This is a genomic window from Amycolatopsis sp. FU40 (assembly GCF_021903635.1).
GTDB lineage: Bacteria > Actinomycetota > Actinomycetes > Mycobacteriales > Pseudonocardiaceae > Amycolatopsis > Amycolatopsis dendrobii.
Genome location: NZ_CP091381.1, coordinates 4,158,806 through 4,182,991 on the forward strand (window position 1 = coordinate 4,158,806; position 24,186 = coordinate 4,182,991).

Consider the following 24,186-nt stretch of genomic DNA (forward strand, 5'->3'; position numbering starts at 1 on the left):
CTACCCGAGCCTCCGGCCGAACTCGCCGTAGACCGTCTCCCCGTCCAGAAACGCTTGGTGCGCCAGAGCAACCCGGCGAGCCTTCGAGGGCCGCAATCGCGATCGCGCGGCTTCGAGGCCAAGGAACTCGAACCGGCTCACTTCGTCCGCGGCCAGCCGGATGGCGCCGATCTGCTCGCGGCTCAGGACGCCGCCGTCGAAGATGAACTGCACGCTGTCCCGCCAGACGCCGTGCGTGGGCAGCCAATCGACGACGAGAAGGCGTCCGACCGGCGCGTCGATGCCGAGTTCCTCGCGGACCTCGCGACGGCACGCCGCCAGCGGTGATTCGTCGTCCTCGACCAAGCCGCCCGGAATCTCCAGGAACGGCTTGTAGGTCGGGCAGACGAACAGGATCCGGCCGTGCTCGTCGCGCACAAGAGCTCCCGCGGCCGCGTTCTTCCGCGGAAACCGGGCCGCGATACCAGGGTTGAACTCGGCTTCCGGCTCGCCCTCGTCCCGAAGGTCGCGCGCGAAACCGGCCTCGTCGCCGCAGTGGCAGGCTGGGTGGTCGGTCATGATCAGCCGCGGGCCGCGCGGATCGTCTCCGCCGCCCAGTCCGCCCAATCGCGTTCCATCGCCGCGTACCGCTTGCCCCATTCCAGCGCGAGGCGGCCGTACAGCGACGGATCGCTGTCGTCCCAGTCCACTGACGCGTCGATCGCCGCCAGTTCGTCGACCAGCCCCTCGGCGAAAGCGCCGTGCCTGCGCAGGAATCCGCGGGCCTCCTCCGGCGTGACCTCGCCGAGGAAGTACACCCGCAGCAGCATCTCGTTCCGCCGCGCCGCCGGCGGCCGCTCCTCCAGCAGCCACTTGCGCAATTCCGACCGGCCGGCGTCGGTGATCGCGTACTCCTTGCGGCCGCGCGGACCCTCCGCGGAGACCTTGATCAGGTCCGCGTTCTCGAGCTTGCCCAGTTCCCCGTACAGCTGGCTCTGCGTGGCCGTCCAGACGCTCGACATCGCCGTTTCGAAGCGTTTCAGCAGGTCGTAGCCGCTTCCAGGGGCGGCGGCGAGCAGTCCCAGCACCGCGTGTCGCAAGGTCATGCGCCCACCCTACCTTCCACTATTGACATGTGCACTCCGGACGTTCTAGCTTTGACATGTCACTACAGGAACGTGAGCGAGGGGCACCGATGAACTACCTGAAGAGTTTCCTTCCGTGGATCGCCTTCGCGGTCGTGTCCACGCAGGCCGACTGGCGGTGGTCCGGGCTGACCGGACTGGTGCTCGCGGGCGGACTGCTCCTGCTCGAACGCCGGCGCGGCAAGGGCTGGGACACGCTGTTCATCGAGGTCTCCGCGGTCGTTTTCTTCGCGGCGCTTTCGCTCTGGTCGTTCAGCGATCCCGCCTCGCCGCTGCGGGATTACGTCGGCGCGCTCACCGATCTTTGGCTGGCGGCGACCGCCTGGGGGTCGCTCGCCGCGAAACGGCCGTTCACGCTCGGGATCGCGAAGACCATGGTTCCGCCGGAAATCGCCGCTACCGCGGTATTCCGCCGGGTCAACGTCGTCATCACCGCGGTGTGGGCGGCCAGTTTCACGGTCGCCGGAATCGCCGAGGCCGTCCTGCTGCATTACGCGCCGCACAACACCATCGGCTTGATCGTCATCAAGGTGCTCGGCTTCGCGATTCCGATCTCGTTCACCGTCCGCTATCCGCGCATCGTCCGGGCCCGCGCCCAGAAAGCCGCGTGAATCCATGGCCACCACAGATTTCCACCTCAAGGACCATTACGCCCCGGTCCACGACGAACTCACCGCCTACGACCTCCCGGTCACCGGTGCGCTCCCGCCGGAACTCAGCGGCTGGTATCTGCGCAACGGGCCGAATCCGCGCCAGGACAGCGCGCATTGGTTCACCGGCGACGGCATGGTGCACGGCGTACGGCTCGAAAACGGCCGTGCCGCCTGGTATCGCAATCGCTGGGTGCGCACCGAGAGCTTCGACATCCCGGATCCGGCGCTTTACAACGCGGACGGAACGCGGAATCTCCGGTGGAGCGTCGCCAATACCCACGTCGTCAATCACGCGGGACGCACGCTCGCGCTCGTGGAATCCTCGCTGCCGTACGAAATCACCACGGATCTCGACACCGTCGGCGTCTACGATTTCGACGGCAAGCTCGCCGATGCGATGACCGCGCATCCCAAGATCTGCCCGGAAACCGGCGAACTGCATTTCTTCGGCTACGGCAGCATCACCGCCCCGCACGTGAGCTACTACCGCGCCGACGCCGCCGGGGAACTCGTGCTGCGGCAGCCGATCGACGTTCCCGGGCTGACGATGATGCACGATTTCGCGCTCACCCGGCGGCACGTGGTCTTCTTCGACCTTCCGGTGGTGTTCGACCACGGAACCGACGGCGGCATCCCGTACCGCTGGAGCGATACGTACGGCGCGCGCCTCGGCCTGCTCAGCCGCGACCGGCCGGGGGACGGCGTGCGCTGGTTCGGGATCGACCCGTGCTACGTCTTCCACACCCTCAACGCGCACGACACCGCCGACGGCCGGATCGTGGTGCACGTCGTCCGGTACGAGCATCTGTCCAAGCCGGGCGTCCCTGATCCGAAGGGCGCGCTGTGGCGGTGGACGATCGACCCGCGCGCGGGCACTGTCGCCGAGGATCTCCTCGATGACCGCGACGGCGAGTTCCCCCGCATCGACGACCGGCTCGCCGGGCTCGACGCCCGCTTCGGGCACGTCACCGGACGGCACGGTCCGCAGGGTCCGCTCGTGCTGCGCCGCTACGACCTGCACACGAACTCCTCGCGCGAGCATCTGTTCCCGCAAGGGCACATCCCCGGCGAAGCGGTATTCGTTCCGGCGGACGATCGTCCGGACGGCGCGGGCTGGCTGCTCGCCTACGTCTACGACGGACCGAACGACCGCAGCGATCTGGTGGTGCTCGACGCGCAGGACCTCGAAGCCGACCCGGTCGCGACGGTCCGCCTGCCCGGCCGCGTGCCCGCCGGCTTCCACGGCAACTGGCTGCCCGACGCCTGATCCGGTCAGCCAGCGGGAAGCAAACTCTGCGTGCCGTCCCCGGGTTCCGCCCGCCGAGCCCGTATCGTCGGGCAAGACCTCCCGCCTGCCCTCCCGAGCCGGAAGAAAAGAAACTTTCCTGCCAAAGCGGGGCGAATCCGGTTACCGTGGCAGGACGGAAGTCCGAACGGGAAGGAAACTCAGCAGGTGGCAGGGTCGGGTACACCACCGGTCGGCACCCCGGCCGGGATGCGCATGATCAACCAGCGGGCGGTGCTCGACCTGCTGCGCCGCGGCGGGCCCGCGACGCGGCCGCAGGTGGCGAAGGACACCGGGCTGTCGAAGCCGACGGTGAGCCAGGCGCTGCTGGCGCTGGAGGCCGCCGGGCTCGCCCGCGCGACCGGGCACACGTCCACCGGCACCGGCCGTTCGGCGGTGCTCTACGAGGCGGACCCGACCGCGGGGTACGTGCTGGGCCTGGACATCGGCCGCGAGCACATCCGGGTCGCGGTCGCCGACCTGGGCCGCACCACGGTCGCCCGGCGCGACGTGCGCAACACGGCCCGCTCCGGCAGCGCGCTGATCTCCGCGCTGGGCAAACTGGCGACGGACATCGTGGCCGAGGCGGGCCTGACGAACGACGACATCGTGGTCCGCGTGCTGGGCTCCCCCGGCGTCGCGGACCCGGTGAAACGCTGCTTCCGGCACGCGCCGAACCTGCCCGGCTGGGGCCGTCCCGGCCTGCTCGACGACCTGGAACAGGTCCTCGGCCCGGAACTGGTGGTGGAGAACGACGCGAACCTCACCGCGGTCGGCGAATGGGAAAGCGGCGCCGCCCGCGGAGCGTCGGTGGTCGGCTGCATCACCATCGGCACCGGCGTCGGCATGGGACTGATGGTGGACGGCCGGGTCTTCCGCGGCGCCACCGGTGCGGCGGGCGAAATCGGCTACCTGCCTTACGGTCGCACCCGCGTGTCCGACGAACCCGGCGAACCGCCCGCGCGCGGACATCTGGAGGAGGCCACCGCCGCTCAGTCGGTGGTCCGCGGCGCCCGCGAACTCGGCCTGGGCACAGCGCGATCGGCGCGCGAAGTCTTCCGCCTCGCCCGCGAGGGTGACGAACTGGCCCAACGCGCAGTGTCCGCGGAGGCCGACCGCCTCGCCTACACCGTCGCCTCGGTAGCCGCGGTAATCGACCCAGAACTCATCGTCCTGGGCGGCGGCGTCGGAACGGCAGCAGACCTGCTGCTGGAACCCATCGACCGAGCCCTCCGCGCCTTCACCCCGCTCACAACGACTGTGGTGCAAGGCGAACTGGGCGACGACGGCGTCCTCACCGGCGCCATCAGCGTCGGCCTGCGCGCCGCGGAACGCTTGGTCTTCGACCGCCGGGTAGGCGCCGCCTAACGTTCCGTGAGGGGACCCCGGAGGAACTCAGGGGTCCCCTCACAGCACTAAAACCGCACCGCCGCACCGCCTCAGCCAAGCACCCCCCAACACCCCGCCCGCCCAACAGCCCGCGAACCTCACCCGAGACCGGTACCTTGCAGGCATGATCGGACTGCCCGACACCATCACCGCCTGCCTCTTCGACCTGGACGGCGTACTGACCGGGACGGCCGTGCTCCACCGCGAGGCGTGGAAACGGACGTTCGACGAATACCTGCGCACCCGTGACGCCGCGAACTTCCGAGAATTCACCGACTCCGATTACGCGACCTATGTGGACGGCCGCCCCCGAGCCGACGGAGTCCGGGAATTCCTTCGCTCACGCGGAATCGACCTCCCCGAAGGCACCCCCGACGACCCCGTCGACGCGCCGACCGTCAACGGCATCGGCAACCGCAAAAACGAACTCGTCCTGAAAATCATCGACGAACGCGGCGTGAACCCCTACCCCGGTTCCGTGCGCTACCTCGAAGCAGCGAAGCAAGCCGGGCTCAGGATCGCCGTAGTCACCTCCTCCGCGAACGGCGAAAAAGTCCTCGCCGCCGCCGACCTCTCCCGCTTCGTCGAAGCCCGCGTAGACGGCCTGGTCATCCGCCGAGACCACTTGAAAGGCAAGCCCGCGCCCGATTCGTTCCTCGCCGGAGCCAAGGCACTCGGCGTGGATCCGAAGCAGGCGGTGGTGTTCGAGGACGCACAATCCGGCGTCCAGGCAGGCAAAGCGGGCGGTTTCGGCTACGTCGTCGGCGTCAACCGCGAGAACCAGGCCGAAGCACTGCGCGCGCACGGCGCCGACGTCGTGGTGGACGACCTCGCCGAGTTGCTGGAGGACAAGTGACGGAATCCGGTTACGAATGCGCGCCGTGGGAGCTGCGCTGGCGCGGTCTCGACGTGGATGCGTTGCAACGCACCGAATCCGCCTTCGCGGTGTCGAACGGACACATCGGACTGCGCGGCACGCTTGAGGAAGGCGAACCGCGCGGGCTGCCCGGCACGTATCTCAACGGCTTCTACGAACAGCACGAACTCCCTTACGCCGAAGGCGGTTACGGCTATCCGGAGGAAGGCCAGACCGTCGTCAACGTGACCGACGGCAAGATCATCCGGCTGCTGGTCGAGGACGAGCCGCTGGACATGCGCTACGGCATCGCGACCGCGCACGACCGCGTGCTCGACTTCCGCCGCGGCACGCTGCGGCGCGTCACCGAATGGTCCTCCCCCACCGGCAGGCGCGTGCGGGTGACCACCGAACGGCTGGTCTCCTTCACCCAGCGCGCGGTCGCCGCGATCCGCTACGAGGTCGAACCGCTCGACGAGGACCTGCAGCTCGTCGTGCAGTCCGACCTGCTGGCCAACGAACCGGTCGAGTCCGACACGCACGACCCGCGCGTCGCCGCCGCGCTCGACGCGCCGCTGGTCGGCGAGTTCAGCCACGCCGCGGGCTACCAGGCCGTGCTGGTGCACCAGACCCGGATGTCCGGGCTGCGGGTCGCCGCCGCGATGGACCACAAGATCGAGGTCGACGACGGCCTGCGCACCCGCATCCACGCCGAGGAGGACCTCGCCCGGCTCACCGCCGCGGTCGACGTGCCCAAGGGCGGGCGCCTGCAGGTCACCAAATTCCTCGCCTACGGCTGGTCCGCGCAACGGTCCGCCCCGGCGCTGCGGGCGCAGGTCGAAGCCGCGCTCGCGGGCGCGCGGCAGACCGGATGGAAGGGGCTGGCCGCCGAGCAACGCCAGTTCCTGGACGACTTCTGGGCCACTTCGGACATCGAAATCGACGGCGACCCGGAGCTCCAGCAGGCCGTCCGGTTCGCGCTCTTCCACCTGCTGCAGGCCGGCGCCCGCGGCGAAACCCGTGCGATCGCCGGAAAAGGCCTCACCGGACCGGGGTACGACGGGCACGCGTTCTGGGACAGCGAGACGTTCGTCCTGCCGGTCCTGACGTACACGATGCCGGACGCCGCCCGCGACGCGCTCGGCTGGCGGCACTCCACAATAGACAAAGCCAAAGAACGCGCGACCCAGCTGGGCTTGCGCGGCGCGGCTTTCCCGTGGCGGTCCATCAACGGCGCCGAATGCTCCGCGTACTGGCCCGCGGGCACCGCCGCGTTCCACGTCAGCGCGGACATCGCCGACGCCGTCGTGCGGTACGTGAACGCCACCCAGGACGAGCATTTCGAACGCACCTGCGGCGCGGAACTGCTGCTGGAAACCGCGCGGCTGTGGGCGTCCCTCGGGCATTTCGACCACCACGGGCACTTCCGCATCGACGGTGTCACCGGGCCGGACGAGTACTCCGCAGTGGCGGACAACAACGTCTACACGAACCTGATGGCGCGCAGGAACCTGCTCGCCGCGGCGGAGGTGTGCCGACGGCATCCCGACCTCGCCGAACAGTTCGAAGTGGACGCTCCCGAGATCGATTCCTGGCGCGCCGCGGCGGACGCGATGGCGCTGCCGTACGACCAGGAACTCGGCGTGCACCCGCAGTCGGAAGGCTTCCTGCAGCACGACGAGTGGGATTTCGCCGCCACCGACGAGGATTTCTACCCGCTGCTGCTGAACTACCCGTACTTCGACCTGTACCGCAAGCAGGTCGTCAAGCAGGCCGACCTCGTGCTCGCCCTGCACCTGTGCGGCGATTCGTTCAGCCCGGAGGAAAAAGCCCGCGACTTCGCCTACTACGAAGCACGGACAGTCCGCGATTCCTCGCTGTCCGCGGGCACGCAGGCCGTCATCGCCGCCGAGGTCGGTCACCTGCGACTGGCCTACGACTATCTCGCCGAAGCCGCGCTGACTGACCTGCACGACGTGCACAACAACGTCCGCAACGGCCTGCACATGGCGTCACTGGCCGGCGCGTGGCAAGCCGCGGTGGCCGGATTCGGCGGCTTCCGCGACTACGGCGGCCAGCTGTCCTTCGCGCCCCGGCTGCCCGACGAACTCGGCGGCCTCACCTTCCGCCTCGCCTTCCGCGAAACCCGGTTCCAGGTGTCGATCCGGCACGGCGCGGCGACGTACCGGGTGCTCAACGGGCCGCCGCTGGACCTGATCCACCACGGCGAACGGTTCACGGTGACCGAGGACCCGGTGGAGCTGCCGATCCCGAAGCTGGACCCGGGCCCCGCGCCGGTCCAGCCGATCGGCCGGGCACCGGCGCGCCGCGACGCGTCGAAGGTGCGGCAGTACGACCACGTCTGACTCGTGAGCGGCGATGCCGGTGCTCACCGGCATCGCCGCTCACGACGGCGTTTCGTCCGTGCCCGGCACCCGCGGCACCTCGTCGGTGCGGGACGGGCTCAGATCCGGCCCCGGCGCGGTGGCCACCTCGCCGGCCAGCTCGTCCGAGTCCGGCAGGTCGCGTTTGCGGCGCGCGGGGAACGGCGTTTCCTCGTCGTCGTCCTCGGACCGGTCGCGGGGAAGGAATTCGCTGCGCGGGGTCATGGTTCCGGGATACCCGGTTTACCGCCCGCGCACCAGGGAGTTCACGCGGCCGGACGCGAGCGCTGCTTGCCGGTCGCGTCCGTGAGCTGATCCAGCAGCGTCAGCAGCAGCCCGTCCCGGGTCGACCACGGGCAGATCGACAGGCTCCCGCCCGCGACCGTCAGCAACGCCTCCGCGACGACCGCGCCGCCGAGCGCCTGCTGCGCCCGCTGCCGCGAAATCCCCGGCAGCTGCGCGCGCCGCGCGAACGGCATCGCCGACAGCCGCGGAATCCACGCGCGCACGTCGTCCAGGTGCAGCTCGCGGGCCTTGCCCGGACGGTCGCCGGCCAGCCGGGCCAGCTGCCGCAGCACCTTCGAACAGCCGACCACCCGGTGTTCGGCCAGCTCGTCCTTCACATCGCCCAAGGCGGCGGAGACTTCCTCCAGCACGTGGTCACGCAGCGCACGCACTTGCTTGCTGCGCACCGGCGGTTCGGCGGGCAGCCAATCGCGCGTGACCGACCGGGCGCCGAGAGGCAGCGACCGCGCGAAAGTGGCCTGCTCGCCCGCTCCGGCGGACAGCTCGACCGTGCCGCCGCCGATGTCGAGCGCCAGCAGCGGGCCGCCGGACGCGCCGTACCAGCGGCGCGCGCCGACGTAAGTCAATTCCGCCTCCCGGCGGCCGGAGAGGAACCGCAGTTCGACCCCGGTTTCCCTGGCGACCGCACGGACCGCGTCGCGGGAGTTGACCGCGTCCCGAATAGACGACGTGGCCAGCGGAAATACGTCCTCGACGCCGTGCTCGCGGGCGAATTCCATCCCGTTCGCGACGGCCTTGGCGATGGCGGCGATGCCGCGTTCGCTGAGCCGTCCGTCGTCGTCCAGCTCGCGGTCCAGCCGCAGCCGGGTCTGGTGCGTCAATGCCGGGTCGATCGGGGATCCGCCGGGTTCGAGCACGACAAGCCGGGCACTGAACGAACCCACGTCCAGCACCGCGGCGGCGGATCCTTCGATTCTGCGCACAGCCCGGCCTACCTCGCTTTCGCCCCGCCCGGATTCCCCGTTGAACCCGTTCTTACTCCCGACTTCGCGCCCCGCGCGGGGAGTTGACGGCATTTCGACGGCGGCATCGACCTGAAGTGCGGTTTTTTCACACTCTCAGTAGCCCGCATCATAGCGGACCTACCCGAGCAGCTCCTTCAGCTTGGCGACAGCGGCCACTCGCGCCTCGCGTCCGGGCTGCAGCGGGTTGACCGCCAGGGTCGTCGCGCCGGCCTCCTTGAACGCCGCCAGCCGCTCCTTCACATACCCCGCCGGACCGACCAGCGACGTGGCGCGCAGCAGCTCCGCCGGGACCGCCGCGGCGGCTTCTTCCTTCTTGCCGTCGAGGTAGAGGTCCTGGATCTTCTTGGCCTCGGCCTCGTAGCCGTAGTTGCAGGCCAGCGTGTTGTAGAAGTTCTTGCCGCGCGCGCCCATCCCGCCGATGTACAGCGCGAACACCGGGCGCACCCAGTCGAGCAGGCCCTCGACGTCGTCGCCGATGGCCAGCGGCGGCGCGGCGAACACGTCCAGCTCGCCCAGCTCCGGGTCGCGCTTGGCCTTGCCCTCGGCCAGCGAGGCGCCCCAGACGTCGGCGGCCTTCTCCGGGTGGAAGAAGATCGGCTGCCAGCCCTCGGCGAGCTCGGCGGCGAGCGCGACGTTCTTCGGCCCGAGCGCGGCGAGCACGACCGGGATCCGCTCGCGCACCGGGTGGTTGATCAGCTTGAGCGGCTTGCCGAGCCCGGTGCCCTGGTCCGCGGGCAGCGGGATCGTGTAGTGCTTGCCGTCGTGCACGACGCGCTCGCGCCGCCACACCTGGCGGCAGATCTCGATGATCTCGCGGGTGCGGCCGATCGGCGCGTCGTACTTCACGCCGTGGAAACCCTCGATGACCTGCGGTCCGGACGCGCCGAGGCCGAGGGTGAACCGGCCGTCGGACACGAAGTCCAGCCCGGCCGCGGTCATCGCGGTGAGGCTCGGCGTGCGGGTGTAGATCTGGAAGATGCCCGACATCAGGCCGACGCGCTCGGTCTTCGCGGCGAGGAAGCCGAGCTGGCTCACCGCGTCGAAGCTGTAGGCCTCGGGGACGAACACGATGTCGAGCCCGACCCGTTCCAGCTCCACGATGTCCGCGACGCTTTCGGCGAACCCGCCCGAGTAGCTGACGCCGGTGCCGATCCTCATCGATCCCTCATTCCCGTGCCGGTCGACTGTGACTAAGCGTTTGCTCATTATGCGGCCGCTCGGGTGACGACGCTACGGCGTGGGTCACACCACAGCGGGCGCCACCGTCCCGCGCACCTCGCCGAACCCGATCCGGGCGCCGCCTGGGCCGGGTGCGGAGGCGCTGATGACGACCTCGTCGCCGTCTTCCAGGAACGCCCTGGTCTCCTCGCCGACCGCGAGCGGTTCGCGACCGCCCCAGCTCAGCTCCAGCAGCGAGCCGCGCTGGTCCTTCGCCGGGCCGGTGACCGTGCCGGACGCGTACAGGTCGCCGGTGCGCAGGCTCGCGCCGTTCACGGTGAGGTGCGCGAGCTGCTGCGCACCCGTCCAGTACTGCGTGGCGAACGGCGGACTGGACACGAGATGGCCGTTGATCCGGATTTCCAGCGTCAGGTCGAGGCTCCACGGCTCGGCCGCGCGCAGGTATGCGAACGGCTCCGGATCCTGCGCGGGCTGCGGGACGCGGGCGTGCTCCAGCGCGGCCAGCGGAACCAGCCAGGGCGACATGGACGTGGCGAACGATTTGCCGAGGAACGGGCCGAGCGGCTGCGATTCCCAGCCCTGCAGATCGCGCGCCGACCAGTCGTTGACCAGGCAGACGCCGAAGACGTGGCGAGGGAACTCGTCGATCGGCACCGGCTTGCCCAGTTCGGACGGAGCGCCGACGACAAACCCGACCTCCGCCTCGAAGTCCAGCCGCTTGGCCGCGCCGAACGACGGTTCCGTCGCCTTGCGCGGCTTCCGTTGCCCCGCCGGGCGGATCACCGGCGTGCCGGACGCGACGACGGTGCCCGCGCGGCCGTGGTAGCCGATCGGCAGGTGTTTCCAGTTCACCGGCACCAGATCGTCCGCGCCGGTGAAGATCCGGCTGGCGTTGAGCGCGTGCTGCTCGCTGGAGTAAAAGTCGGCGTAATCCGCGACCTCCACCGGCAGATGGCTCACGATGTCCTTGCGCGGCACCAGATGCGGCCGGATCCGGTCGGCATGCCGCGGGTCGGTGAGCCATTCGCGGACCCGCGCCCGCACGTCGGCCCAGGTGTCCGGACCGGCGGCGAGCAACGGGTTCAGCACGCCCGCGGCGAGCAGGCGGCCGAAGGACTCCCCCTCGGCCGCCGCGGTCAGGTCGAGCACCTGGTCTCCGACCGCGACACCGGCCCGGCGGGTCCGCTCGCCGTGCGAGAAGACGCCGTAGGGCAGGTTGCCGAGGCCGAAGAGGGTGCCGGCCGGAAGGTCGAGCCAGCTCACGCAGAAGCCTCCGCGATCCACGCGCCGACCACGGTGTCCAATGCCGACAGCGGGAGAATTCCGTTGCCGAGGATCACATCGTGGAACGCGCGGATGTCGAACCGGTCTCCCAGCGCCTGTTCGGCCTCGGCGCGCACGCGCTGGATTTCCAGCCGTCCCACCATGTAGCTCAGCGCCTGGCCCGGATTCGCGACGTACCGGTCGATCTCCGCCTCGATCTCCATCTTCGCCATCGGCGTGTGCTCGACCAGGTAGTCGACCGCCTGCTGACGGGTCCAGCCCAGCGCGTGCAACCCGGTGTCGACGACGAGCCGTCCGGCCCGCATCGAGTCCTGGGCGAGCATGCCGAAGCGGGCGACGTCGTCGGAGTACAGGCCCATCTCGTCGGCGAGGCGTTCCGCGTACAGGCCCCAGCCCTCGATGTAGGCGTTGAACGGCGCGATCCGGCGCAGCAGCGGCAGATCAGTGAGTTCCTGCGCGAACGTGAGCTGGAAGTGGTGGCCGGGAACGGCCTCGTGGAACGCGATCCCCTCGCTGGTGAACCGCGGCCGCGAACTCGCCTCGTAGGTGTTGGCGTAGTACGTGCCGGGCCGGGAACCGTCGAACGCGGCCTGGAGGTAGTAGGCGATGGTGCCGCTCGCCGCGTCCGCCTCCGGGACCGGCTCGACCGCGCACTTCGCGTCCGGCACCCGGGAGAACCACTGCGGGGCGACGGTTTCCGCTCGCGCGATGGCGGTGCGAGCGCCTTCCAGCAGCTCCTCGCCGTCGCGCCAGCGCAGTTCCGGGTCGGTGCGGAGGCGGTCGAAAATCTCCCGCAGCTCCCCGGTGCCGAACACGCGGGAGCCCAGTTCGCGATACTCCTCGGCCAGCTTTTCGCCCATCCGCAGACCGGTGTCGTGCAGTTCCTGCGCGGTGCGGTCGGTGGTGGTGTGCGCGCGGATCAGGCCCTGGTACTTCTCCAGCCCGCCCGGCAGGTGGCTGATGCCCGGCTGGCTGTCGGTCTTCGAAACCGGCAGCACGTCCTCGGCGAGGAAGTCGCGGTAGCGGCGGTACGCGGGCCGCACGACCTCGGCGAGCAGCCGGTCGCACTCCGCCGCGAAGCCTTCGACCTCGACCGAAGGCGTGACGCGGAACGGGTCGCCGTCCTCGTTCGCGAGGTACCGCTCGACGTACTCGATCCCGATGCGCACCAGGAAGTCCGGCGGCGCGAACCCGTCCGCGACGGTCGTCCGCTGCGCCTCGATCACCGCGTCGAGGTAGCCGCCGATCGCCGCCAGCCGGGTGAGATAGCCGCGCGCCTTGTCCGCGTCGTCCGGGGTCAGCGCGGGAAGGATGGTCATGAGGTTGAGCGCGGGCGAACTGAACCCGTCGCTCACCGCGAACCCGGACAGCCGCGAGTCGATCGTGTCGATCGCGCCGCGGGCGTGCGTGCGCACCACCTCGCGGGTGATCACCTCGGACGCGGTCAGCCCGGCCGGGTCGAGCGCGTCGGCGCGTTCGGCGATCGCGGCGTACTTGGCCCGGTCGCGCTCCGCGGCGGCGAGACTCGGGTCGGCGAGCTTCGTGTGGTCGCCGGGGAGGCCCAGGACGGTGCGCTCCAGCGGTTCCCGTTCGAAGTCCAGCTCGACCAGTTCGTCCGCCAGGCCGGCGACGGTGTCGCCGTGGCCGGCCGCCCAGCCGGTGACCACGGCGTCCAGCACCGACAGCGGAAGGGAGCCGCCGGAGAGGACCGTGTCGTGGAACGCCTTGACGTCGAACCGGCTGCCGAGCCGCTGCTCTGCCTGTTTGCGCAGCCGCTCGATCTCCAGCCGCCCCACCATGTACGCGAGCGCCTGGCCCGGGTAGCCGAGGTACCGGTCGACCTCGGACTCGATCTCGACCTGCGCCATCGGCGTGTGCTCCAGCAGGTAGTCGACCGCCTGCCGGCGGCTCCAGCCCAGCGCGTGCAGGCCGGTGTCGACGATCAGCCGCCCGGCCCGCATGGACTCCATCGTCAGCATGCCGAGCAGCGACACGTCGTCGGAGTACAGGCCCATCTCGTCGGCGAGGCGCTCGGTGTAGAGGCCCCAGCCCTCCGCGTAGGCGGTGAAGTTGCCGATCCGGCGCAGCAGCGGCAGGTCGGCGAGGTCGAGCGCGGTGCTGAGCTGGAAGTGGTGGCCAGGGATCGCCTCGTGGAACGCGATGACCTCGGCGGTGTGCCGGAACCGTTCGGTGGCCTGATGGGTGTTCGCGAAGTAGACGCCCGGCCGGGACCCGTCCGCGGCGGGCGGCATGTAGTACGCCGGGGGCGCGCCGGGCGCGGAATCCTCCGGCACCGCCTCGACGGTCCACGGGTGCTGCGGGATGTGGCCGAACCAGTTCGGCGCCTCGGCCGCGGCGCGCGAGATGGCCGTGCGGGCGGTTTCGAGGAGGTCCCCGGCGCTCGTCCAGCGGAGCTTCGGGTCGGTGCGCAGCCGCTCGAAGATCTCCGGCAGCTCGCGCGTGCCGAACACGCGCTCGCCGAGGGCCTGGTACTGCTCGACCTGGCCCGCGATGATCGCGAGGCCGGTGTCGTGCAGCTCCTGCGGGGTGCGGTCGCTGGTGGTGTGGGTGCGGGCGAGGCGGGCGTAGATCTCGTCGCCGCCGGGGAGCCAGGAGACGCCTGCCTTGTCGTCCGGGCGGCCGTGCGGGAGGACCTCGGCCTCGAGGAAGTCGCGGTACTCGCGGAAACCGGGCCGGGCGACGTCGCGGAGGATCTGCTCGCGGCGGGCGGCGAACTCGGCGTCCGGCGCGGACTGGCGCAGCAGCGGGTCGTTCTCGGGCTCGGCGAGGTAGCGGTCGAGGTGCGCGATCGCGGCCTTGACCAGGCGTTCGATCGGCAGCAGCCCCGCGGCGATGCCGTCGCGGTGCCGGTGTGCGACAGCGCGGAGGTACTCGGGGATCGCGCTGAGCCTGCCGAGATGCGCCTCCGCGGTTTCCGCGGTGACGGTGACCATCGGCAGCGCGGACAGCAGCCCGGACGCGGGCCCGACGAACAGGTCGGTGACGGTGAAGTCGACGACCCGGCTGTCCATCCGGTCGAGGTTCCCGTCGATGGAGCTGAGCAGGACGTCGCGAGTGACGCGGTCGACCTCGTCGAGCCCGGCCGGGTCGATCGCCTCGGCCCGCTCCCGGATCCCGGCGAGCTTCTCGCGCAGCGCCGCCTCCGCCGCGGCCGACGGATCGCCGAGCCCCGGCGCGTCCGGCCGGATGCCCAGAATGGCGGCGTCGAGCGGTTCGTGGTCGAACGACACCTCGACGAGTTCGTCGGCGAGATCGGAAACGACGGTCATCGGCGTGGACCCCCAGGGTAGGCGGAGCGAGTGCTGACGCCGACCCTAATCGAGACCGGGGTGCGGACGCCCGTGTCCTCGGCGGCCGGCCTCCGTCCGGGGGCAGCGGCGTTCCGGGGCGTGGAACCTGGGGCCGCGGGCGGCGGGACGGCCGGGCAGTGCGTGCACGGTTCACGGATCGCCGTGCACCGGCATTCGCGGGTGCGCACCGGCCGGTGTTCCGCCGACGTCTCGGTGGCGCGGGGCACGCCGGGCGCGTGGTGCGGCCGGGCGGGGCGGGCGAGGCGGTAGCGTTGCCGGAGTGGCCGTGACCGATCCCGCCGACATCCGCCTGCTCGCCGCGCTCGCCGAGCTGGGCAAGGGGGCTGTGCACGAGCTGGCGGCGAAGGTCGGGATGGACCCGCGGGAGGTCGCGTACCGGCTGGTCGCGCTGTCCGGGAGCGGGTTGCCGCTGCTGGTCGGGGTCGAAAGCGACCCGAACGGTCTCCGCGCGGCGATCTCCGGGGCTCCGGCGTCGTGGCAGCGTCCGCAAGGCCCCGGGGGCGGGTATCCGGGCGGGCCCGGGTCGGCGCCGTTCCCCGCGGCCGGGCAAAACCCGGGCAGCATGCCTGGACCGAACCCGGGCGGGATTCCCGGGCCGATGGCTTCCGGCCCGGGTGCGACGCCGGGCGCCATGCCCTCCGGCCCTGGCCCGATGAACAGCCCGGCGTCGGCGGGAGTCCCGGTTCGAGGCGGAACGTCGGGCGCGCAAGGCTCCGGGATGCCAGGCGCCTCCGGCCCGCACCCGCCCGGACCGAACGGGGTCCCCGGTCCCGATTCACCCGGGATGCCGGGACACTCCGGCCCTCATCCGCCGGGACAGCACGGAATGCCCGGCCCCGGAACCTCCGGTGCGTACTCCCCTGGGCAAACCGGCCTGCCCGGCCCCGGGACCTCCGGCGCGTATCCCCCCGCACAGACCGGAATTCCGGGCCCCTCCGGCGGCTACGCGCCGGGGGTGTCCGGCGCGTACGCACCCGGACCGGCCGGGATTCCCGGGGTTTCGGGCGCGTATCCCCCTGGACCGAACGGGATTCCCGCCGGGCCGGGCGTCTCCGGCGCGTACAGCCCTGGGCAGCTGCCGCCCGCCGGCCCGAGCGTCCACAATGGACCGTACCCGGCCCCGGATCCGGTCGTCAGCACGTGGGGCGTTCCGCAGACCGCGTCCTGGGCCCGCGGCGACGAACCCCGGCCCGCCGCGGCGCCGGCCAAGCAGGGGCGGATCGGCGAGACGATGCAGTCGCAGGGGCTCGAAGGGGAACAGCTTTCCGTGCAACTGCTGGAGGTCCAGGATCCCGCCGACTTCCTCTTCGGCGCGGCGGGCTACCGGCTCGAGGACGGCGAGCGCGCGGTCGTCGTGCACACCGAGATCACCAATCGCGGGCCGATCCCGTTCGCGTCGCTGCCCGACAACTACCTGGAACTCGTCACCGACAGCGGCGAGACCATCGCGAAGGCCCCGGTTTCGCTGACCTCCCGGCCGCCGCACAAGATCGGCGTGCAGCCGGGCGAGACGCTCGGCGGGCACACCGTCTACGTGCTTCCCACCGCGACCCGCGTGGTCTCGGTGCGCTGGAGCCCCCGGCCCGAGCCAGACGAGCGCACCTTGACCTGGGCCGTCGGCTAGCCGGCTCGTGAGGGTTCATGCCGGTTGGAACCGGCAAAAACACTCACGAGGCCACTAGTTCCCGTCGCGCAGGATCTCCAGCGCACTCGCCAGATCGTCGGGGTACTCCGCCTCGAACTCCACCCACCGGCCGTCCGCGGGATGCGCGAAACCGAGCGTCCGCGCGTGCAGCCACTGCCGCGTCAGGCCGAGTTTCCTGGCCAGCACCGGGTCCGCCCCGTAGGTCAGGTCGCCCGCGCACGGGTGGCGCAGCGCGGAGAAGTGCACGCGGATCTGGTGCGTGCGGCCGGTTTCCAGCTTCACGTGCGCCAGCGAAGCCGCCCGGAACGCCTCGACTACCTCGTAGTGCGTGACGCTCGGCCGTCCGCCCGCGACGACCGCGAACTTGTAGTCGTGCCGCGGATGGCGGTCGATCGGAGCGTCGATGGTGCCGCGCGTCGGATCCGGGTGGCCCTGCACGACAGCGTGGTAGCCCTTGTCGACGGTCCGTTCCTTGAACGCCCGCTTCAGCACGGTGTACGCGTGTTCGCTCTTCGCCACCACCATCACCCCGGTGGTGCCCGCGTCGAGGCGGTGCACGACGCCCTGTCGTTCGGCCGCGCCGGAGGTCGAGATGCGCAGCCCGGCCGCGGCGAGGCCGCCGACGACCGTCGGGCCGGTCCAGCCGGGACTGGGGTGCACGGCGACGCCGACCGGTTTCGAAATCACCACGATGTCGTCGTCATCGTGCAGGATCTTCATGCCTTCGACCGGCTCCGCGACGATTTCCGCCGGACGTTCCGGTTCCGGCAGCGTCACCTCCAGCAGTCCGCCCGCGGCCAGCCGGTCCGATTTGCCCGCCGGACGGCCGTCGAGGAGCACGTCGCCCGCCGCGGCGAGGTCCGCGACCGCGGTGCGGGACAGGCCGAGCAGTTTGGCGAGGCCGGCGTCGACGCGCATCCCGTCGAGCCCGTCGGGGACGGGCAGCATGCGCGCGCTCACTCGGATTCCTTCTTCTTGCCGCGGGTGGAGGTGCCGTCGTAGTCCTTGCCGAGCAGGGACAGCAGCACGATCAGCGCGCCGCCGACGCAGATCGCGGAGTCGGCGATGTTGAAGATCGCGAAGCCCTGGCCGTTGGGCGCGAACGCGGAGATGAAGTCGACGACGTGGCCGCGCAGCGGTCCCGGCTCGCGGAAGAACCGGTCGGTCAGGTTGCCGAGCGCGCCGGCGAGCACGAGCCCGAGGCCGATCGCCCAGCCGACCGAGCGCAGCCTGCGCGAGATCCACACGATCGCGATCACGACGCCGATCGCGACCAGCGCGAGCACCCACGTCATGCCGGTCGCCATCGAGAACGCGGCTCCCGGGTTGCGGATGACCTGCAAGTAGATCAGCCCGCCGAGGATCGGCTTCGGCTCCTTGCCCTCGAGGTTGGCGACGACGAGGTTCTTCGTGATCAGGTCGATCGCCCACAGCAGCGCCGCGACCGCGAACACCACCCAGACGCGCCGCTTGGGCAGCGGCACGGCGTCCTCGGCAGCCTCCCGCTCAGGCGGTTCCGCAGACGGCTCGACCTCGGATTCGGACGGCGAAGGATCGGTGCTCACACCCCCATTGTCCACAACCGCGCCCGAGCAGGTCACAGCGGCCGAATTCAGTCGCCCCGCACGCCCCTCGCCCGCCATCATCGGCTCCGTGCCCGCCGACATCCCCAGCCCCGCCGCGGCCGCGGCCTGGATCGCCCTCGACCTCTCTCCCACCGACGACCTCCCGCTCTGGGCAGCCCACTGGCTGGCCGACGGCGAGGACGGCGAGCACCTGCGCCGTCTGGCGGGCCTGTCCCGCACCGAACCGCGGGAGATCCACGACGTGCAGGAGGCGGCCTTGGCCGACTGCCGCACTCCCATTCCCGCGGTGGCCGACGCGGCTGACGCCGCGTTCACCCATCTGGCCCGGCTGTTGCTCAACGGCCAGCTCAGCGAACGCGGCCTGCTGAACGACCTGCACGCGATCATCTTCCGCACTGTGTTTAATGGCGTCGGCTCCGCCGCCGCGGCGGGATCGCCCTTAAGCCGATCCCGCGTTGTGGTCAAGTTTCCTGCCGCGCCAGGCCCAGCACCCCCGCGCCGTCAGGCGCAGAACGGCGGCAGCTCCCGCGTGTCCCCGACCGGCGCCCACCGCCCGTCCACCTTCGCGTACTCCCACCGGGCTCCCCGGGCCACGATCTGCCGCAGCGCGAGCACCAACCGGTCCACGTGCTCTTCGGTGCTCCCCAGCCCGAGGCTCACCCGAACCGCCTGCTGGCCCTCGCTCCCGGCTTCACGGATCAACCGCCGGGCGGCCACGTGCGCGCAAAACGCCCCGTCCCGCACGCCGATCCCGTACTCAGCCGACAGCACCGCGGCCAGCCAGCCCGGCTCGAAGCCGTCGACCACGAAGCTCACCGTGCCGACCCGGTCCACCGGCGCGTCAAAGAACCGCAGCTCGGCAAATCCGGGCAAGCCCTCGAGCCCCTTGCGGAGCCGCTCCAGCAACGCAGCCTCGTGCGAACCCACGGCATCCCACTGAGCCGCCAGCTGCTCGCACGCCACCCCAAGCGCATACACGCCAACGGTATTCGGCGACCCGGCCTCGTGCCGCTCCTCGCCGCTGTTCCACACCACGGCTTCCTCGGTCACCAGCTTCGTAGCACCGCCACCGGCCAGGTACGGCTCCGCGGCACGCAGCCAGTCGCTGCGGCCGATCAGCGCGCCAGCCCCGAACGGGGCGTAGAGCTTGTGCCCGGACAGCGCGACGTAGTCGACATCCAGCTCCCGCAACGAAATCCGCCGATGCGGAGCGAGCTGCGCGGCATCCAGGGCCACCCGGGCGCCGTGTTTCCGGGCCACCGCGGCGATCTCGGCGACCGGCAGCAGTTCGCCAGTCACATTGGAGGCACCAGCGACGACCACCAATCGCGGCCCCTGCGGGCATTCCGCCAGCGCTTCGTCCACAACGGACACCGCGGCGAGCCGGGTCCGCGGCAACTGCACGCGCCGGACGTTCGGACCCCGCCACGGCAGCAGCGCCGCGTGGTGCTCACTGTCGAACACGACCACGGAAGTCTTGCGCGGCAACGCCTTCGCCAGCAGGTTGAACGCGTCAGTGGTGTTGCGCGTGAAGATCACCGAGTCGCCGGTGCGCGCGTCCACGAACCGGCGCAACACGTCCCGGGTCCGTTCGTACAGCCGCGTCGAGACCTGCGAAGCGAAGCCCGCGCCGCGATGCACGCTGGCATACCAGGGAAGGAACTCGTCGACCGCCGTGCGCACCGCGTCCAGACACGGCGCGCTCGCCGCGTGGTCGAGGTTGGCGTAGCCGATGTCGCCGCCGGTCACCAGCGGGACCCGCAGCGTCGCACCAGCGACAGCGGGAACAGCAGCGACAACAGTTTCCGTGGACCGGTCGAGTGCGAGAGTCATGACGGCGCCTCCTCGGCGTTCCGGGGGACCCCCGGCGAGGGGCCCGCGCTTGCCCGCCGCACTGCGCGACCGGCCTGGTCCTCACCCGGGGCACCCCACCGCGGTAGGAGGGTTGCCGGCCAGCAAGCCGGGGCTTCGCGCTGGCACTCATGACCTGAACCCGACGATAGCGGAAAACTCGCGCGGGAAACCAGACCCGTCCCGTGATCTGAGACGGCAGTCACAAGTAGTGTCCACAAAGGACAGAAGGATCAGGCCCCGGATTCCCCGTGCCAGCGGGCGAGGCGGCCGGCCCGGTCGACGGCCCGGATGCGCCGTTCGGTCGCGTCGCGGTCGGCGGCGGTCGTGACCACCAGAAGCTGGTCCTCGACCTGCAATCGGCTCGTTTTCTGCGGGGTGAAGCCCGTCCCGCCGCGGACCACGAGGCTGACCGTCGCCCCGGCGGGCAGCCGCAGCTCGGACAGGTACACGCCGTGCAGCTTCGACCCCTTCTGGATGCGCACCTGCAGCAGTTCCGCGCCGAGTTCGTCGAGCGGCGCGGCGTCGACCTCGATCTCGTGCGCCTGCGTCGCCTTCGCCAGCCCGAGGATCCGCGCGAGCGGGCTGAGCGTCGCGCCCTGCAGCACGGTGAGCACGATGACGAGCACGAAAACCGCGTCCACCAGCCGTTGCGCGCCGGGCACGCCTTCCGACAGCGGGATCATCGCGAGCACGATCGGCACCGCACCGCGCAGGCCCGCCCAGGACAGGAACGTCTGCTCCCGCCACGGCAAGCGGAACGGCAGCAGCGACAGGACCACCGAGAGCGGCCGGGCGAGCAGCAGCACCACCGCGCCCGCGACGAGGCCCGGGACGAGCGCTTCGAGCAGCCGGGTCGGCGACGCGAAGAGGCCGAGCAGCACGAAGAGCCCGATCTGCGCGAGCCAGCCGAGCCCTTCGGCGAACGACAGGGTGTCCGACCGGTGCGGCAGCTTGGAATTCCCCAGCACCAGACCGGCGACGTACGTGGCGAGCAGGCCGGACGCGTGCGCCAGCTGGCCCGAGGAGTACGCGAGCACGCACACCGCGACCGTGGCGAGCGGGTACAGGCCGGTCGCCGGGAGCGCGGCCCGGCGCAGCGCCTGCGCGCCCAGCCAGCCGAACGCGAGGCCGAGCGCGAGGCCGGTGAGCAGTTCGTAGACCACCAGCAGCGGCAGCGACCAGTCGACCGCCTCGCCGGACGCGAGCACTACGACCGCGATGTAGGCGGGCGCGTCGTTGATGCCGGATTCCAGCTCCAGCGCGCCGACGACCCGTTTGCCGACCCCGGCCGTGCGCAGCACGGAGAACACCGCCGCGGCGTCGGTGGACGCGAGGACCGCGCCCCACAGCAGGGAAAGCCGCCAGTCGAGGCCGAGCAGCCAGTGCAATGCCGCGCCGGTGACCGCGATGCTGATCACCACGGCCACTGTGGACAGCAGGATTCCGGGCCCCAGCGAGGGTTTCACCGCGGACCAGCGCGTGGTGAGCCCGCCCTCGGTGAGGATCAGGACGAGCGCGGCGAGCCCGAGGGACTGGGTGAGCGCCGGATTGTCGAAGCGGATGCCGAACCCGGCCTCGCCGAGCACGACGCCGATCCCGAGATACAGCAGCAGCGACGGGAATCCGAGCCGGATGGACACGCGCACCGCGACGACCGAGACGACCAGAACCAGCGCTCCGACGCCCAGCACCATGGGAAGCTCGTCCACTCGCCCGCCTCCCTCCCGTCGCCCGCAGGCGTCCAGAATAGTGAGGCAGTGTCCGGTTCCCGAGCGCGCACCACCGGTCCGGGGGACCTCGCAGGTGTGTTACGACGCCTCGGCGGCACTCACCGTCGCGAGATCGACACCCAGCGCGGCGAACGGGCCCCTCGCGCCCGGCAGGACGCGGACCGCGCGCTGCTGGTCCCGCGTCAGCCAGCCCGCCTCGACCGCCCGCTCCAGCACCGCCGCCGGAACCGCGCCGGCGAGGTGCTCCCGCCGCTCTGTCCAATCCAGACAGTCGCGCAGCAGCGGCCGCCGCGGCCGATCCGGCACGGTGACGCCGAGACCGGCCAGGACGTCGCGTCCGGCGTCGGTGAGCGCGAGCCCGTCCGACACGTCGATCAGGCCCCGTTCGACCATCCCGTCCCGCAAAGCGACGCCGAGCGTCCCGGCCAAATGGTCGTAGCAACTGCGCGCGAACGACAACCGCTGCACCCGCAACGAAGTCCGCAGCCCGGACGGCCGTTTCAGTTCGGCATGCTGCGCCAAATGCTCGATCAGCTCCGCGACCCGCGGATTCGCCAGCCGCACGTACGCGTGCCGCCCCTGCTTCACCCGGGCGACGAACCCGGCCTCGGCCAGCCGTGTCACGTGCTCGCTCGCCGTCGAGACCGCGATCCGCGCCGCGGCGGCCAGTTCGCCCACCGTCCAGGCACGGCCGTCGAGCAGGGCGAGACACATAGTCGCGCGGCTCGGATCGGCGAGCACAGCGGCGACTTCGGCCAGTGCGACGGTTTCCATGTCCCTACGGTAGAACGGCGACACTTCGGCCGCGGCCGAACTGACGTTTGCTCAGCAGCCGTGGCGTGCGCCCCCGCCGCACACCCGGGCTCCTGGAGGCGGCTCGTGAGTGCTGATCGCGGTAAGAACCGTGATCAGCACTCACGAGCCCCTACAGCGCGTCGAGGAACTTCGCGCCCAGCGAGACGGCCGGTTTGGAGTCGTTGGCGCCCTCCAGGAACACCGCGAACGCCAGGTCGCCGCGGTAGCCGACGAACCAGCCGTGCGCCTCGGCGCCGGACCCGAACTGCGCGGTGCCGGTCTTGCCGAACACCGAGCCGGAGTGCGCCAGGCCGGTCGCCGTGCCGCCGGTCACGACCTCGCGCATCATCCCGCGCAGCGCCGCCAGCACCGAGCCGGACGGCGGCTGGTAGCCGGTGTTGACCTTGGTCCCGCCTTCCCACAGCCGCGGCACGACCGCGTGCCCGGACGCCGCGGTCGCCGCCATCACCGCCGCTCCCATCGGACTGACCTGCACCTTTCCCTGGCCGATGCCGTCCTCGACCTGCTCGTCCGGGCTCGCTGCCGGGTCGACGCGGCCCATTTCGGAGGAAAGGCCCTCGATCCCGAAATCCGCGTTGAGACCGAACTGGGTGGCCGCCTTCGCGAGCCCATCGGCGGGCAGCTGCGACGCGAGCCTGCCGAACGTGGTGTTGCAGGACTTCGCGAACGCCTTGTGCACGGTGGTCGTGCCGAGGTCGAAACCCTCGTTGGAGAGCGTGCGGGTGCCGATCCGGTCGGTCAGCGGGCACGGAACCGAGGAATCCGGCGTGACGAGCCCGGCTTCCAGCGCCGCGGTCGCGGTGACGATCTTGAACGTCGACCCCGGCGCGTACTGGCCGCTGAACGCCGACGCGGCGTTGGTGACGCTGCCGTTCTGCGCCACCGCGAGCAAGTCGCCGGACGACGGCTGGATGGCGACCAGAACGGCCTTGCCGCGATACCCGTCGACCGCTGCCTGGGCCGCGTTCTGCGTCGCGATGCTGAGCCCGGTGGCGGCCGGTTTGCGGTCGCCTTCGGGGTTTCCGAACAGCGCCTCCAGGTTCTTGCCCGAAGCGTCCACGCGCTCGACCGCGAACGCTTGGGACGCCTGCCCGTGCCCGGTGAGCGCCGAACGGAGCAGCGGGAACGCCTTGTCGTCAGCCAGCTTCAGCCCGCCGCCGCCGGAAACGACGAGCGGTTTGCCGTCGCGGTCGACCACCGCCGGGACGTCCGAGGACGCGATCGCCAGCCGCTGCCCCGTTTCCAGCTTGGGGTGCAGCACCGTCGGCGCCCAGTGGACCCGCCATGCGCCCTGCGCCTGGACGAGACCGAGGCTGCCGGTGTACGTCCAGACGTGGCCGGTGCCGAGGTTCCAGGTGATCGTGTAGCCCGCCGTGGCCTTGTCGCCCTGCGCCGCGCCGACGTCGCCGAGCTTGGCGGTCAGCTCCTTGGGCCGCAGCGTCGCCCACGCGTCCTGCAGCGCGGCCGAGGCGTCCATCGGAGCGTCGGTGGCCTTGCTGGCGGCGTCCGGGTCCTTCTTCGCGAAGGCGAGCAGGTACGTGCGGGCCGCCGACGTCGGATCGCTCGGCTCCGCGGCCGTCGGCGACGTCCCTGAACCCGTATCCGGTGCGGCCGCCGTCGTTCCCTCGCCGTTGAGCAGCACGAACGCTGCCACGACGATCGCGATCACGGCCAGCGCGCCCCCGATCAGCACGCCCTTCTTCCCGGCAGGACTCACCGTCGCCTCCCCCTCGCCCAACGCGGTCCGCCCGCGTCCCTCGCTCAGCTTTCCATCGCCGCGCGGAAGCGGGTGTTACCT

General features: G+C 71.1%; 19 protein-coding genes and 1 riboswitch. Of the genes, 6 read left to right on the plus strand and 13 right to left on the minus strand.

Going from position 1 to position 24,186, the window contains the following annotated elements; all coding sequences use genetic code 11:
• Together L3Q65_RS19940 and L3Q65_RS19945 are read right to left on the minus strand one after the other, a co-directional pair.
• Entirely contained in the window at positions 1-606 is a 606-nt protein-coding gene (locus L3Q65_RS19940) for an NUDIX hydrolase (RefSeq protein WP_237600526.1), read from the minus strand.
• Positions 561-1,085, minus strand: a complete 525-nt coding sequence (locus L3Q65_RS19945) for a PadR family transcriptional regulator (RefSeq protein WP_182893330.1) — start codon at positions 1,083-1,085, stop codon at positions 561-563. The genes L3Q65_RS19940 and L3Q65_RS19945 overlap by 46 nt, the downstream gene beginning before the upstream one ends.
• An 89-nt stretch (positions 1,086-1,174) precedes the next feature.
• Here L3Q65_RS19945 and L3Q65_RS19950 point away from each other — a divergent pair, with 89 nt between their 5' ends.
• The 5 genes from L3Q65_RS19950 (at position 1,175) to L3Q65_RS19970 (ending at position 7,673) form a co-directional block, all read left to right on the plus strand.
• A complete protein-coding gene (locus L3Q65_RS19950) occupies positions 1,175-1,735 on the plus strand; it encodes a hypothetical protein (RefSeq protein ID WP_182893331.1) in 561 nt (186 codons plus the stop codon).
• A gap of 4 nt (positions 1,736-1,739) precedes the next feature.
• Positions 1,740-3,044, plus strand: coding sequence for a carotenoid oxygenase family protein (locus tag L3Q65_RS19955; RefSeq protein WP_237600527.1), 1,305 nt, complete (start codon positions 1,740-1,742; stop codon positions 3,042-3,044).
• A 228-nt stretch (positions 3,045-3,272) separates the two neighbouring features.
• Positions 3,273-4,430: an ROK family protein gene (locus L3Q65_RS19960; RefSeq protein WP_220507807.1), complete on the plus strand. Its 1,158-nt coding sequence runs from the start codon at positions 3,273-3,275 to the stop codon at positions 4,428-4,430.
• 145 nt (positions 4,431-4,575) lie between these two features.
• Complete coding sequence (locus tag L3Q65_RS19965; protein ID WP_182893334.1) at positions 4,576-5,307, plus strand: HAD family phosphatase; 732 nt, start codon at positions 4,576-4,578, stop codon at positions 5,305-5,307.
• Complete coding sequence (locus L3Q65_RS19970) at positions 5,304-7,673, plus strand: glycoside hydrolase family 65 protein (protein ID WP_237600528.1); 2,370 nt, start codon at positions 5,304-5,306, stop codon at positions 7,671-7,673. The genes L3Q65_RS19965 and L3Q65_RS19970 overlap by 4 nt, the downstream gene beginning before the upstream one ends.
• Positions 7,674-7,712: 39 nt before the next feature.
• Here the strand turns inward: L3Q65_RS19970 and L3Q65_RS19975 are convergent, their stop codons facing one another.
• From L3Q65_RS19975 to L3Q65_RS19995, 5 genes are all read right to left on the minus strand, one after another.
• Positions 7,713-7,916 (minus strand): hypothetical protein, encoded by a 204-nt coding sequence (locus L3Q65_RS19975; protein ID WP_182893336.1) that lies wholly within the window; start codon positions 7,914-7,916, stop codon positions 7,713-7,715.
• 41 nt (positions 7,917-7,957) lie between these two features.
• Entirely contained in the window at positions 7,958-8,920 is a 963-nt protein-coding gene (locus tag L3Q65_RS19980) for a Ppx/GppA phosphatase family protein (RefSeq protein ID WP_182893337.1), read from the minus strand.
• A gap of 159 nt (positions 8,921-9,079) precedes the next feature.
• Positions 9,080-10,120 carry an LLM class F420-dependent oxidoreductase gene (locus tag L3Q65_RS19985; protein ID WP_182893338.1) on the minus strand — a complete coding sequence of 347 codons (1,041 nt, stop codon included), beginning with the start codon at positions 10,118-10,120 and terminating at the stop codon, positions 9,080-9,082.
• 84 nt (positions 10,121-10,204) lie between these two features.
• A complete protein-coding gene (gene fahA, locus L3Q65_RS19990; RefSeq protein ID WP_237600529.1) occupies positions 10,205-11,404 on the minus strand; it encodes a fumarylacetoacetase in 1,200 nt (399 codons plus the stop codon).
• Complete coding sequence (locus L3Q65_RS19995; protein WP_237600530.1) at positions 11,401-14,715, minus strand: DUF885 family protein; 3,315 nt, start codon at positions 14,713-14,715, stop codon at positions 11,401-11,403. Before L3Q65_RS19995 ends, fahA begins: the two co-directional genes overlap by 4 nt.
• Before the next feature lie 301 nt (positions 14,716-15,016).
• On the opposite strand from L3Q65_RS19995, the gene L3Q65_RS20000 reads away from it, so the two are divergent.
• Positions 15,017-16,381: an AsnC family protein gene (locus L3Q65_RS20000; protein ID WP_370648196.1), complete on the plus strand. Its 1,365-nt coding sequence runs from the start codon at positions 15,017-15,019 to the stop codon at positions 16,379-16,381.
• Positions 16,382-16,435: 54 nt separating this feature from the next.
• Here the strand turns inward: L3Q65_RS20000 and L3Q65_RS20005 are convergent, their stop codons facing one another.
• From L3Q65_RS20005 to L3Q65_RS20030, 6 genes are all read right to left on the minus strand, one after another.
• A complete protein-coding gene (locus tag L3Q65_RS20005) occupies positions 16,436-17,362 on the minus strand; it encodes an RluA family pseudouridine synthase (protein ID WP_182893341.1) in 927 nt (308 codons plus the stop codon).
• Entirely contained in the window at positions 17,359-17,967 is a 609-nt protein-coding gene (gene lspA, locus L3Q65_RS20010; protein ID WP_182893342.1) for a signal peptidase II, read from the minus strand. The genes L3Q65_RS20005 and lspA overlap by 4 nt, the downstream gene beginning before the upstream one ends.
• A 522-nt stretch (positions 17,968-18,489) precedes the next feature.
• Complete coding sequence (locus L3Q65_RS20015; RefSeq protein WP_237600531.1) at positions 18,490-19,821, minus strand: aminotransferase class V-fold PLP-dependent enzyme; 1,332 nt, start codon at positions 19,819-19,821, stop codon at positions 18,490-18,492.
• Between the two features lie 40 nt (positions 19,822-19,861).
• Positions 19,862-19,976: riboswitch (SAM riboswitch) on the minus strand.
• A 96-nt stretch (positions 19,977-20,072) separates the two neighbouring features.
• Positions 20,073-21,551: a potassium/proton antiporter gene (locus L3Q65_RS20020; protein ID WP_237600532.1), complete on the minus strand. Its 1,479-nt coding sequence runs from the start codon at positions 21,549-21,551 to the stop codon at positions 20,073-20,075.
• A gap of 99 nt (positions 21,552-21,650) precedes the next feature.
• On the minus strand, positions 21,651-22,346 hold the full coding sequence (locus L3Q65_RS20025; RefSeq protein WP_182893346.1) for a helix-turn-helix transcriptional regulator: 696 nt from the start codon (positions 22,344-22,346) through the stop codon (positions 21,651-21,653).
• Between the two features lie 151 nt (positions 22,347-22,497).
• A complete protein-coding gene (locus L3Q65_RS20030) occupies positions 22,498-24,105 on the minus strand; it encodes a penicillin-binding transpeptidase domain-containing protein (protein WP_182893347.1) in 1,608 nt (535 codons plus the stop codon).
• Between the last annotated feature and the right edge of the window lie 81 nt (positions 24,106-24,186).

Coding starts and splice junctions, on each gene's coding strand:
- L3Q65_RS19945 (WP_182893330.1), bottom strand. CDS start 1,085: ATGACCTTGCGACACGCGGTGCTGGGACTGCTCGCCGCCGCCCCTGGA.
- L3Q65_RS19950 (WP_182893331.1), top strand. CDS start 1,175: ATGAACTACCTGAAGAGTTTCCTTCCGTGGATCGCCTTCGCGGTCGTG.
- L3Q65_RS19955 (WP_237600527.1), top strand. CDS start 1,740: ATGGCCACCACAGATTTCCACCTCAAGGACCATTACGCCCCGGTCCAC.
- L3Q65_RS19960 (WP_220507807.1), top strand. CDS start 3,273: ATGCGCATGATCAACCAGCGGGCGGTGCTCGACCTGCTGCGCCGCGGC.
- L3Q65_RS19965 (WP_182893334.1), top strand. CDS start 4,576: ATGATCGGACTGCCCGACACCATCACCGCCTGCCTCTTCGACCTGGAC.
- L3Q65_RS19975 (WP_182893336.1), bottom strand. CDS start 7,916: ATGACCCCGCGCAGCGAATTCCTTCCCCGCGACCGGTCCGAGGACGAC.
- L3Q65_RS19985 (WP_182893338.1), bottom strand. CDS start 10,120: ATGAGGATCGGCACCGGCGTCAGCTACTCGGGCGGGTTCGCCGAAAGC.
- L3Q65_RS19995 (WP_237600530.1), bottom strand. CDS start 14,715: ATGACCGTCGTTTCCGATCTCGCCGACGAACTCGTCGAGGTGTCGTTC.
- L3Q65_RS20015 (WP_237600531.1), bottom strand. CDS start 19,821: ATGACTCTCGCACTCGACCGGTCCACGGAAACTGTTGTCGCTGCTGTT.
- L3Q65_RS20025 (WP_182893346.1), bottom strand. CDS start 22,346: ATGGAAACCGTCGCACTGGCCGAAGTCGCCGCTGTGCTCGCCGATCCG.